Origin of the sequence: Bacteroides sp. MSB163 (assembly GCF_036416795.1) — a bacterium.
Taxonomy (GTDB): Bacteria; Bacteroidota; Bacteroidia; order Bacteroidales; family Bacteroidaceae; genus Bacteroides; species Bacteroides maternus.
In genome coordinates, this window is the sequence record NZ_CP143867.1 from 3,993,539 (window position 1) to 4,006,253 (window position 12,715).

Consider the following 12,715-nt stretch of genomic DNA (forward strand, 5'->3'; position numbering starts at 1 on the left):
TATGCCCTCGTACCCTAAAAACTATCCCTTCTACAACTGGGTGCCTAAACCGGTAGGCATCATCATCATGTTGTTGCTCTTTATTCCCATCCTTACGGTGGGTGGCGTTTACTCTGTCAACAGCACCGAGATGATGAGTGGACTGGGCATCATCTCCGAACATATTCAGTTCACTAATTTCGTCACTTCCATCGGAATGGCGGCTTTCGCTCCTTTCCTGTATCGCTTGATGTGTATCCGCCGGGAGAAGATGATGTGTCTGGCGGGGTTCTCGCTCATGTATGTCTTTAGCTATATCTGTGCGGAGACGGACAGTATATTTATTCTGGCGCTTTGCAGCCTGCTCATGGGCTTCTTGCGGATGGTACTAATGATGGTCAATCTGTTTACGCTTATCAAGTACGCTGCCGGAATGGAAGCTACCCGCAACATCACTCCGGGACTGGAACCCGATGATGATAAGGGTTGGAATAAACTGGATATTGACCGATGCGTTAGCCAACCGGGTATTTACCTGTTCTTTATGATTTTAGGGCAATTGGGCACATCGCTTACGGCGTGGCTGGCTTTTGAGTATGAATGGCAGTATGTGTATTATTTTATGATGGGTACAGTGTTGCTTTCCATCTTGGTTATCTTTATCACAATGCCTTATCATAAGTTTACTACGCGCCGTTTTCCTATCAACTTCAGGCAGTTCGGCAATGTGGCGGTGTTCTGCATTACATTGGTGTGCATCACTTATGTGCTGGTTTATGGCAAGGTCTTGGATTGGTACGATGATGCGTCTATCCGCACTGCCACTCTGGTTGCGGTTGTATCTGCCTGTGTCTTTTTCTATATGGAGAAGAACCGCCATTCGCATTACTTCCTGTTGGATGTCTTTAAGTTACGTACCATTCGTATGGGCATTTTGCTTTATCTGTTACTGATGATATTCAATTCGAGTGCCATGTTTGTCAATGTGTTTACGGGTGTCGGGATGAAACTGGATAATTACCAGAATGCGACATTGGGTAACTGGTGTATGGCAGGTTATGCGATTGGTGCTATCTCTTCTATGATATTGGGCTCTAAAGGAGTGCATTTCAAGTATCTGTTTGCAGCCGGTTTCCTGTTTCTCGGATTGTCGGCGGTATTCATGTATTTTGAAGTGCAGAGTGCCGGGTTATACGAGCGGATGAAGTATCCGGTCATTATCCGTGCCACGGGTATGATGTTCCTTTATGCCCTGACGGCTGCTTATGCCACGCAACGCATGCCCTATAAGTACCTTTCTACTTGGATTTGTGTCATGCTTACCGTGCGCATGGTATTGGGACCTGGCATCGGAGGCGCTCTTTACTCAAATATATTGCAGGAGCGTCAGCAGCATTATGTCATCCGCTATGCGCAAAATGTGGATATGCTTCATCCCGAGGCTTCCGCCTCGTTTACCCAGACTGTTCAAGGCATGCAATATCAGGGAAAGAGCAAGCAGGACGCAATCAATATGGCGGCAATGTCTACCAAAGGGCGGATTCAGGTGCAGGCTACCCTATCTGCCGTAAAGGAAATGGCGGGCTGGACTATATACGGCTGCCTTATTTGTATGATATTTGTACTGATTATTCCTTATCCTAAGCGGAAATTAGTAACTTAGCACTGTTTTTCAACATAACTTGTGATAATATGGATACTCAGCAGGAACGTTTGTCTCGTCTTGACCATGCATTGTTAAGTGGAAAGGATGTTTGTAGTTCGGAAGGTATGCTTCGTGATTTCCCTGAGTCATTGAAGAAACCGTTTCAAGTGAATGGAGTGGGAGTGGTGGTTTGCCGTCAGGGAAGTTTTATGTTTACTCTTAATCAGAATAGTTTCTCGGCCAAAGTGAATGAGACTCTTTTTATCCCCGGTGGTTCTGTCTTTCAGGTATCCCAGCAGTCGGAAGATGCGGAAGTATTCATCCTTGTTTACCAGACAGAGCCCATACGTGACATCATAGGCAATTGTGTGACTTCGATGCATCTCTACTCACAGCTTGCCACGGAGCCATGTTACGTATGGAGTACAGGTGAAGAGAATGAAGTCCTGAAGTACATGTCTCTTTTGGACAACACTTTACGGATAGAGAAAAATACATTCAATCATTATGAGCAGAAGTTACTTTTGCTGGGGCTGACATACCGGCTCTGTTCTATCTATAATCGTAAACTTATCACGCAAAGAGCATCGGTAGGGCATAAGCATGATATTTTCATACGGTTGATTCAGTTGATTGAAAAGCATTATATGGAGCAGCGCGGTGTGGAGTTTTATGCAGATAAACTTTGTTTGTCACCTAAATACCTCTCCGTATTGTCCAAGTCGATTTGTGGATATACGGTGCAGGAACTGGTGTTCAAAGCCATTATCCGCAAGAGCATTTCATTGCTTAAGAACACGCAGAAGAGCATACAGGAAATATCTGATTACTTCAACTTCCCTAATGCTTCCTACTTTGGCACGTTTTTTAGGAAACAGACAGGGATATCTCCGCAGCAGTATCGGAGGAAGTGAAACATTCCTCCCAAAAGTCTGATATATAACGAAAAAGAGGAAAATCATTACTGAAATTTCTCTTTCTTTTGGGTGACTGATGGGACTCGAACCCACGACATTCAGAACCACAATCTGACGCTCTAACCAACTGAACTACAGTCACCATGTTTGCGTCATTTCTCAAACGCGGTGCAAAGATAGGTATTATCTTTGATACTGCAAATATTTGGCGAAATATTTTATTGAAATATGCATTATTTTTTATTCTCCTTAATTCCTACATTGTGCTGTTGGAGGAGCTTTCGGGAGTTTTTGACGAAGATATTCAGATGGTTACGTGCAGCTTCCGGGAGCTTTGAAATAGATGCGGAATCTGTAGGATAAAGCACATAATTTTTTTCTTTGGTGAGATTGGGACGTGCTGTCCATACCAAATTATATTCGCAACGTTGTATTCGGATTTGTGGGGAGGTAGATATTGTGGTGTCCTTTTCTAATTCTAATGTGAAAATAAGTCCTCCGTCAGTATTTACTTTACTCATGTTGGAGATGAAATTCCCTAAAGAATATACTACAGCGTGTTGTGCTCCGGTAATGCTATCGGTGCGTAGTTCCATAGGTTGTATAACATGAGGATGGCTACCGATGATATGGGTAACGCCCTGTTTCAATAGCCAATCAGCCAACTGTCGTTGTTCGCGACTGGGTAGCGATTGGTATTCGTTTCCCCAATGCATACAGGCAATGATAACATCAGGTTGCCATGTTTGTGCTGTATCGATATCCTGTAGCATGATTTTCTTATCAATATAGTTCACTATGTTGGGAGAGGATGGCTTAACTCCATTGGTACCATAGGTATAGTTAAGAAGGGCAATTCGAAAACCGTTTTTGTGAATGAGTAATGGGTATCGTTGACGGCGTTCTTCTTCATTTCTATAAGTTCCGGTGTAGGGGATACGTAAGGAATCTAACATTAGGATTGTACGTTCCAAACCTTTTTTACCGCGGTCAAGACAGTGATTGTTAGCAGTTAACAGAACGTTGAAACCGGTCTCTTTAATGGCATATAAATATTCATCAGGTGCGCAGAAAGCCGGATAACCGCTGTAAGGTTTTCCACCGATAGGTACTTCTAAATTGCCGATAGCGATGTCCGCCCCACTGATTTGCTCTTTTACGAGAGAGAAGCAGGGAGAGTAGTCATAAGTCCCTTTATCTGTACGTGCAGCGTCAAGCTGGGCTTTGTGTTGCATCAGGTCGCCTACAAATAATAGAGTGATTTTTGCAGGGGGGATTGTATCAGTGGATTCCGGTACTACTTGTTCCTGTGCTGTGCTACAACACGATATAAAGAAGAAAAGTAATGCAAGAGGGATTGTCTGTCTCATGACTTTGAGTGGATTAAGGTTCCACTGGATAAAATAAATACCGGAAGGAGTCGAGTTGTCACAAGAGGCTTCTTCCGGTATTCGGTATTTTTATTATTGATATATTGCTTTCTTACCGGCCAGCAATGTATTCTTCATCAAAGAAACGATAGTCATCGGTCCTACACCACCCGGTACAGGAGTGATAAATGAGCATTTCGGAGCAACCTCGTCAAACTTAACATCTCCAGTCAGTTTGAAGCCTGATTTTTTTGTAGCATCCGGTACACGTGTAGTACCTACATCAATAACCACGGCACCTTCTTTTACCATTTCAGCTTTTACAAAGTTGGGTTGTCCCAATGCAGCGATGATGATATCGGCTTCCTGGCACTCTTTTACAAGATCTTTACTGCGGCTATGGCATACGGTTACAGTGGCATCTCCCGGATAGGCTTTCTGCATCATCAGTGCAGCCATGGGTTTACCGACGATATTACTACGTCCCAGTACTACGCATTTCTTACCCGAAGTTTCTATTTGATAGCGTTTCAGTAGTTCAAGAATACCGTTAGGAGTTGCCGATACATAGCAAGGCAATCCTATGGACATGCGACCTACATTGATGGGATGAAACCCGTCTACATCTTTACGATAATCGATAGTTTCTATCACTTTTTGCTCAGAGATATGCTTGGGTAATGGGAGCTGTACGATGAAGCCGTCAACATCTGCATCTTCATTTAATTCACGTACTTTAGCAAGGAGCTCTTCTTCCGTAACGTCCGCTTCATAACGGATGAGGCTGGATTTGAATCCACAAACTTCGCATGCTTTCACTTTGGCAGCAACATACGTTTCGCTGCCACCATCGTGGCCTACAAGAATTGCAGCAAGGTGAGGGCATTTGCCACCTTTTGCTACAATTTCTGCTACTTCTGCAGCAATCTCCTGTTTTACTTGTTCAGAGATTGCTTTTCCATCAATTAATGTCATATAAATATTTTTTGTTTTGATTATAATTTATCTTGCATTGGGGGCCTAAAAGAGTATCGCAAATATAGAGCAAATAACCGAATATAACAACAATCCCGCTGACTTCATTTAAAATATGAAATTAGCGGGATTGGTATGCTTGCAGTTTATCTTTATTATTTCATCTTCGGCATCATTTTGCCCATCTTACTACCCGTTACCATCTTCATCATCTTGCGGGTTTGGTCAAATTGTTTCAACAGGCGGTTTACTTCTTGAATATTCGTACCACTACCTTTGGCGATACGTTGACGACGCGAACCGTTCAGAAGAGCCGGATTACTGCGTTCTGCCGGAGTCATCGAATAGATGATAGCCTCAATACTTTTAAATGCATTATCATCAATATCAATGTCCTTAATAGCTTTACCTACACCCGGTATCATAGAAGCCAGGTCTTTCAGGTTGCCCATCTTTTTGATCTGTGCAATCTGACTCAAGAAATCGTTGAAATCGAATTGATTCTTGGCAATCTTCTTTTGCAGGCGTTTTGCTTCTTCTTCATCATATTGTTCCTGAGCACGTTCTACCAATGAAACGATGTCACCCATACCAAGGATACGGTCTGACATACGTGAGGGATGGAACTGATCAATAGCATCCAGTTTTTCACCTGTACCCACAAACTTGATCGGCTTGTTCACTACCGAACGAATGGAAAGAGCGGCACCACCGCGGGTGTCACCATCTAATTTAGTTAGTACAACACCGTTGAAGTCAAGTCGTTCGTTAAACTCTTTTGCTGTGTTTACAGCGTCCTGACCGGTCATGGAGTCTACTACGAACAGGATTTCGTTTGGATTGATTGCTTTTTTAATAGCGGCAATCTCGTTCATCATCTCTTCGTCTACTGCCAGACGTCCGGCTGTATCGACAATGACTACATCGTATCCTTTGGCTTTAGCCTCTTGAATGGCGTTTTCGGCAATTTTCACCGGATTCTTGCTGTCAAGTTCAGAGTATATTGGAACTCCAATTTGTTCAGCTAATACGCGCAACTGTTCAATAGCGGCAGGGCGGTATACGTCACAAGCCACCAATAATGGCTTCTTGTTCTTTTTCGTTTTCAGCATTCGTGCCAGCTTACCTGAGAAAGTTGTCTTACCGGAACCTTGCAGACCGGACATCAAAATAACTGCCGGCTTTCCTTCCAAATCAATCTCTGCTGTTTCGCCCCCCATCAATTGAGTCAGTTCATCGTGCACGATTTTTACCATCAACTGACTGGGCTTTACAGCTGTCAGCACGTTTTGTCCTAATGCTTTTTCCTTAACGGTATCAGTGAAAGTTTTGGCTACTTTGTAGTTTACGTCAGCGTCCAACAGTGCTTTGCGCACATCTTTCAGGGTTTCCGCAACATTGATTTCGGTGATCTTTCCTTCACCTTTCAGAATTTTAAACGACCTTTCCAGTCTTTCGCTTAAATTATCGAACATGATGATATAATTCTATTTATAAATTACAAATTACTCTTATTGAGGTGCAAAAGTACAAAAAATCCACGTATCTACCTTCATTTAAGGCAATAATATTATTCAACCGAGGTAGCGGGATAAGTGAAAAGAATAGTTGGACCTTCTTTGCTATCGGGGATTACCTGATATGTACCGCCAAAGTGTTTTATAAACAGACGGTTGACATCATTACGCAAAGCTGAGTCCTGATTGGCATATTTGAGGTCTGCGAGGGGGCAGTTGGTGATTTTAAAACGTAATATTTCTCCGTTCTTGTTCAGAGTGAAGTTGAGATCGCGTTCTTCTTTGAAAGAAGCGAATGGACAAGTCAGAATACTGACAATGAATTGCATGAACCGGTTTGTGTCTGTATGAATGATATATTCGTCAATGTTACTGATGAAATGAGTGTGCAAGGTCGGATTCTGCATATGTGCCATTCCTACAGCATCGTTGCAGAGCTGTACGATGTCATAATTACTCATTTGGAATTTCATCATACCGGCTTCCAGGCGCGACAAATCAAGGACATTGTTGACTAAACGCATTAGCTGATCCGTGTTTTGCTGAATAATTTCCGCATATTCTTTGCGGGTTTGATCGTCTATTTCCGTTTCGTTTGCTATGATTTGTGAGAACCCCAATACCCCGTTTAGGGGAACACGGATGGCGTGACTCATATTGGAGAGGAAACGATTCTTCATTTCATTGGCTTCTTCTGTCTGTCGTGTGGCTTTATGAGTTTCTTTTTCTGATATCTTTAGTGCTTTTCGTATCAGATTGATGCGGAACATATAGCCGATACATAAGATCAGGATGATTCCGAGACTCAAAAGAATACTGGTTTGTACACGATTTCTTAGTTTTCCACGCTCCCATACCAATTGGTTCAGATGATGCATTTCTTTGATTTCCTCCAGTTGTTTAGCTGATATGGCAGCAGTCAGTGAATCCTGAATATGATTGGAACTTTCGTACAGTGGCAGGGCTTCTGCATATTTACCCATTTCTTGCAGAATGTCGGCTTTCCGCGATAATTGTTTGGCATACTCCATTTGGGCAGATTCAAATTGTTTCATCTTTATCAGAGCAGAATCTATATAGAGAAGTGCAGCCTGATAATCTTTTGTATGCCGGTAATACTCCGCACTTGCATCATAATACAGGGCCATATAGGGAATATAACTCTGTGGAGTTATGAAGTCTTGAGCTTCTTCTATATGATATTTAGCCGAGTCTATCTTTCCTATCCCTGTATAATAGTAAGTTTGAAATATTTCTGAGAATAGATAAAGATTGAAATATGATTCATACATATCCGGATCTAAACTAAGCATTTCTTGCAATAGCTGTTTGTTTTCTTTCAGATACGTCTTCAGGCTTGAATAGTCTTTCTGGTCTTTACTGAATACAATTAGTTGATTCAGAACATTAAACTGTGTACTGCTGGTTGTTTGTTCCGAAACATATTTGTGAGCTTTTCGAAGCGCTTCTCCTTCTTCTTTTGTACGGTTGGTTTCATGGTATGCACTTGCCAGACATGAATAAGCAGCTATACGGCCGTCTGTGTTATTCAGTTCTTCTGCTTTCTCAAGCATTTTTAATGATTCATTGATGGCATATTCATATTTCTCCTTATATGTATAAGTATAAATAAGTAATTTTTGTGCATTGAAGTACAACCTGAAAAACTCCATGCGTTCAGCAATGGGGTTCACGTAGTTCACCAGTTTACTGACACTATCGACTTCATTCTTGTTATAGTAGTACAATATTTTGAAATATGTACTGCTACATATATACTTAGGATTCTTTTGGCGCTGTGCTTCGTTGAACATTTCTTCGGCATATTCTATATAATGCGGAGAGTTTTGTTCGGTAAGCACGAGTTTTTCAAGCAATTTTAATCTTGTGGTGTCATGCGGAAGTGCACGCAGTTCGATTAACAGACTGTCTGCCACAGATGATTTTTCTGTTATATTTTCTGCAAATGCGAGGAAACTTTGCAGGAAAAGAGCGAGTATTAACAAGGTTTGTTTCATTGCGCTGCCTCCTTTCTGTTGGTAGAGTGAATCGGGTGAGTAAACAAGAAGCGGGAACCATCCTTATATTCAGGATCTATCCATATTCTTCCGCCGAAACGTTCTACAATCAATTGACAGATAGAGAGTCCCAATCCGCTGCCTTGGGCATTTTCATTCAGCTTTTCAAAACGGTTAAATATCTGTCCCTGTTTTTCCGGGGCGATCCCACAACCGGTATCTGTAACCGAAAACACAGTCATTTCTTCTGATTCTTTCTCCAATAATAAGGTTATGCTACCTTCTGTGGTAAATTTGGTTGCATTAATCAACAGATTGATAAGTAACTGCTGGAGGCGTGCTTCATCCGTATAGATTTCTATTTTTTCATGAGACGTTTGGAATAGGACTGCGGCGGATGTTTGCTTTATCTTCTCTACCGTATCCACTACATTGCGACAAATAGCTACTGCATCGCTGTTTCCAAACTGGAATTGCATTTTCCCGATTTCCAAACTGGAAAGGTCAACAACATCGTCTATCAGCTTCAAAAGTAAGTCTGAATTTTGCTGAATGATTTCATTGCATTGTTGTCGGGTTCCGATGTCAATATTAGCATCGGTCAGAATAGATGAGAAACCGGACAAGGCATTTAGTGGAGTACGTATTTCATGACTCATATTCGACAGGAAAAGACTTTTGGTACGAATGGAGTTCTCAGCACTTTGCCGGGCTTTTTCCAATTTATGTTGAGATGCAATCAAGCGTGCATTGATTTTACGAATATAAAGTACGGATACAATAGATATGCCTAGAATGAGGATACAACCTATAATTGAATAAAAAAGCAGACGGCTTCGCTCACTTTGATTGTCCATCTCAAGACGGTCCACCTGATATATGGTTCGCAACAGATTTATCTGGGTGGAATAATTACGGGCATTGATAGAATCTCGTGCAATATTGATGTCTTGAAAAATGGCACATGCCTCTCTAGGTCTGCTTTGTTTGGTATACAGGTGTGCCAGTGAATTCTTCATTTTCAGATATCTGTTATAGACATTGGCACTGCTGGTATTGATGGTCAGCTCATTATATAATTTGATAGCTAGTTCGTCATCTCCAATTCTTTTGGCATATTCAGCTTGTATATATTTCAAGATAGAACTATGGAAATAAAACGGATAGTATTCATACCATTCTTCTGCTTCCTGAATATATTTCCGGACTTTATCCATATCATTATTATAGAGGTAATAATATGCTTGGAAGATATTTTCTATGAAACGGCTGTGCTGGTAATCATTCATTTGTTCCATCTGATCCAAATGGGCTTTAGCTTCATCCATCCTCCCCATTCTGATGAGGGTTGGAATTAGTTGAATCAAGACTTTTTCCTGTAATTTTTCGGAGTCGGATACTTTATGCAATTTCTGCATGGCTATTTTGTATTCTTCGATAGCCTCATTATTCATGTTGGCATTAAGATAAGTATCTCCTATTGCATAATGGGCTATGGCTATGCCGATATCGTATTTCATTTGAGTGGCCTGTTTCAGCATAACATTTGCTTTTTCCAACGCTTCGTTGATGTGACCGTCTGAAACAAGGGCATATACAGCCATCTGCTGCATAAGGAACATGTATTTATAGTCCTTTCTGCTACGGAATATTTCTACAAGCTCATTTTCCCATTGGGCGATATCGCTTAATCTGACTTCCTGAGAATAACCTAAGTTGTTATCCATCAGGTATTCCATAAGATGTATACGCTCATCTTCCAAATCCTTGCTTGCAGACAGGATATAGGAAGTACCGTAAAATAACATCAACAATAATAGTATGATCGTTTTACTGAGCTTCACCTTATTAACTAATACGTTTATACAATGATATGTGATTAATTGCGACAAAAATAACTAAAAAGGACGAGATATCCGAAAATGTCTCGTCCTTTTTGTATATTTAATCCTATTTCTTGTTGATTATATCCTTTGACTTCAGTTTTAGCTGTTCATACTCATTAGGAATTCGTCGTTGTCTTTGGTTTTTTCCATACGATCTTTTACGAAATCCATAGCTTCTATCGGGTTCATATCAGCCAGATATTTGCGGAGTATCCACATGCGATCCAATGTTTGCTTATCCTGCAACAGATCATCGCGACGAGTGCTGGAAGCAACAATGTTGACTGCAGGGAAAATACGTTTGTTGGACAGGTTGCGGTCGAGTTGCAACTCCATGTTACCTGTACCTTTGAATTCTTCGAAGATAACTTCGTCCATTTTAGAACCGGTATCAATCAATGCAGTAGCCAGAATAGTGAGTGAGCCACCATTTTCAATATTACGGGCGGCACCGAAGAAACGTTTGGGCTTGTGTAGTGCATTGGCATCCACACCACCTGAAAGAACTTTGCCGGAAGCCGGGGATACCGTATTGTAAGCACGTGCCAGACGGGTGATAGAATCCAGGAAGATAACGACATCATGGCCACATTCTACAAGTCTCTTTGCTTTCTCCAGTACGATACCTGCAATCTTTACGTGACGTTCGGCCGGTTCATCAAAAGTTGAGGCAATCACTTCGGCATTTACGGTACGAGCCATGTCAGTTACTTCTTCGGGGCGTTCGTCGATAAGCAACATGATCATGTAAACTTCCGGATGATTTGCTGCAATTGCATTGGCTATATCTTTCATCAGGATGGTCTTACCGGTTTTAGGCTGTGCCACGATCAATGCACGCTGACCTTTACCGATAGGAGCAAAGAGATCTACTACACGGGCAGACATGGAGTCGGAGTAGCCACCTTTGCATAATCTGAATTTTTCATCGGGGAATAACGGAGTAAGATGCTCAAATGGTACACGATCACGTACGAAAGCCGGATCACGTCCATTGATTTTTCCTACTTTTACCAATGGGAAATATTTTTCTCCTTCTTTCGGCGGACGAATTACACCTTCCACAACGTCACCTGTTTTCAGTCCGAACAATTTAATTTGGGATTGTGATACGTAAATATCATCCGGTGAAGAAAGATAATTGTAATCGGAAGAACGAAGGAATCCGTAACCATCCTGCATAATTTCCAGTACACCGGTACCGGTCAGGATATCATCGAATTCGTATGCTTTTTCGCGCTCAATTACCGGTCTGCGTTCTTGCACAGGAGCATAGTTATCACCAGCATTTTGTTGTGCGGGACGTTGCTGCTGAACAGGACGCGGGTTGTTGTTACGATTATTATTGTTGTTGTTATTATTATAAGGAGTATTATTATTGTCGCGAGGACGAAGGCGTGGGCGTTGTGCGGTTGCAGGCGTGGGTTCTGCTACGGGTGCTACAGGAGTCTCGGCTTTGGTAGCTTCGAATTTGCCCAGCAGTTCTGAAGGGAGTTCTATTTTCTCAGTCGGGAGATCTTCGATGGGAATGAAGTCATCTTCGGGTTCTGATAAGATAGGGCTGTCCTCTATTACGACTTTCTTAACTACTTTAGGTGTTTCGGGTTCAAAACTCAATTCCGGTTCAGCTTTTTTAGGCTCTTCCTTCTTTGCAACAGGCACAGGTGCAGGTATGGGAGCTTTTTCTTCCGTCTTGACTTTGCGAGGACGTCCCGGTTTACGTTTCGGGGAGGTAGAGTCTTCAGCTTTTTCGGGAGTGGCTACGGTGGTGGTGGCAACTATTTCAGGAGCTTTCTCTGCTACCGGGGCTTTTGCTGCCTCTGCTACTGGTTGTACCTTGGCAGCTGCAACTGTGGCTTCAGCTTTTGCCTTAGTGAGGTCGCCATTTTTGTTGGCGGTGAAGACTTTGTCAGTACTCTCTTTTTTTACGGTTACGCGGGTACGTTTTTGTTGTCTGTCCACTTTACGCTCTTCTTTCAGCTTTTCAGCAGCAACCTTTTTGGTAGCACCTGCGATGGCTTGTTCATCAAGTATCTTGTAAACAAGTTCTTCTTTTTTTAGTGAGTCTGTCTTTTTAATACCCAGTTCTTGGGCAATAGATTGAAGTTCCGACAAATTTTTGTCGTTCAATTGAATGATATTATACATACAGTATATATGTGAATGGTTTAAAATTTCTTTTGTTATTGGATAGATATGTTCACACGGCTGCGGTTGTCGTCACAAGCAACGTGGCAAATATACCTTGTATTTAATATAATGATTATGGGATATTTATTATTGAACCGGAAAACTGTTAGCTACCCGCACTTAGGAGTTTACAGAATGTTTCAACGGTGCAAAGGTAATAAATATTTTTGGTTTCATAAACAATTCGTCTTTTTTTTAATTTTAAAACTTTATCTTTG

The 12,715-nt window shown here is 41.7% G+C and carries 8 protein-coding genes and 1 tRNA gene; 2 read left to right on the forward strand and 7 right to left on the reverse strand.

What is annotated here, in order from left to right:
• Nucleotide 1: 1 nt before the first annotated feature.
• Nucleotides 2-1,642, forward strand: a complete 1,641-nt coding sequence (locus VYM24_RS15240; RefSeq protein ID WP_299090026.1) for an MFS transporter — start codon at nucleotides 2-4, stop codon at nucleotides 1,640-1,642.
• 29 nt (nucleotides 1,643-1,671) lie between these two features.
• On the forward strand, nucleotides 1,672-2,538 hold the full coding sequence (locus VYM24_RS15245; protein ID WP_299090029.1) for a helix-turn-helix domain-containing protein: 867 nt from the start codon (nucleotides 1,672-1,674) through the stop codon (nucleotides 2,536-2,538).
• A gap of 71 nt (nucleotides 2,539-2,609) precedes the next feature.
• Here the strand turns inward: VYM24_RS15245 and VYM24_RS15250 are convergent.
• From VYM24_RS15250 to rho, 7 genes are all read right to left on the reverse strand, one after another.
• Nucleotides 2,610-2,683, reverse strand: a tRNA-His gene (locus VYM24_RS15250).
• A gap of 91 nt (nucleotides 2,684-2,774) precedes the next feature.
• On the reverse strand, nucleotides 2,775-3,911 hold the full coding sequence (locus VYM24_RS15255; protein ID WP_330940341.1) for a CapA family protein: 1,137 nt from the start codon (nucleotides 3,909-3,911) through the stop codon (nucleotides 2,775-2,777).
• 93 nt (nucleotides 3,912-4,004) lie between these two features.
• A complete protein-coding gene (folD, locus tag VYM24_RS15260; RefSeq protein WP_224319171.1) occupies nucleotides 4,005-4,886 on the reverse strand; it encodes a bifunctional methylenetetrahydrofolate dehydrogenase/methenyltetrahydrofolate cyclohydrolase FolD in 882 nt (293 codons plus the stop codon).
• A gap of 155 nt (nucleotides 4,887-5,041) precedes the next feature.
• Complete coding sequence (ffh, locus tag VYM24_RS15265) at nucleotides 5,042-6,361, reverse strand: signal recognition particle protein (RefSeq protein ID WP_217713236.1); 1,320 nt, start codon at nucleotides 6,359-6,361, stop codon at nucleotides 5,042-5,044.
• 95 nt (nucleotides 6,362-6,456) lie between these two features.
• Nucleotides 6,457-8,421, reverse strand: coding sequence for a histidine kinase dimerization/phospho-acceptor domain-containing protein (locus tag VYM24_RS15270; RefSeq protein WP_330940342.1), 1,965 nt, complete (start codon nucleotides 8,419-8,421; stop codon nucleotides 6,457-6,459).
• Nucleotides 8,418-10,229: a tetratricopeptide repeat-containing sensor histidine kinase gene (locus tag VYM24_RS15275; protein WP_330942261.1), complete on the reverse strand. Its 1,812-nt coding sequence runs from the start codon at nucleotides 10,227-10,229 to the stop codon at nucleotides 8,418-8,420. The genes VYM24_RS15270 and VYM24_RS15275 overlap by 4 nt, the downstream gene beginning before the upstream one ends.
• A gap of 177 nt (nucleotides 10,230-10,406) precedes the next feature.
• Complete coding sequence (rho, locus tag VYM24_RS15280; RefSeq protein WP_330940343.1) at nucleotides 10,407-12,455, reverse strand: transcription termination factor Rho; 2,049 nt, start codon at nucleotides 12,453-12,455, stop codon at nucleotides 10,407-10,409.
• Between the last annotated feature and the right edge of the window lie 260 nt (nucleotides 12,456-12,715).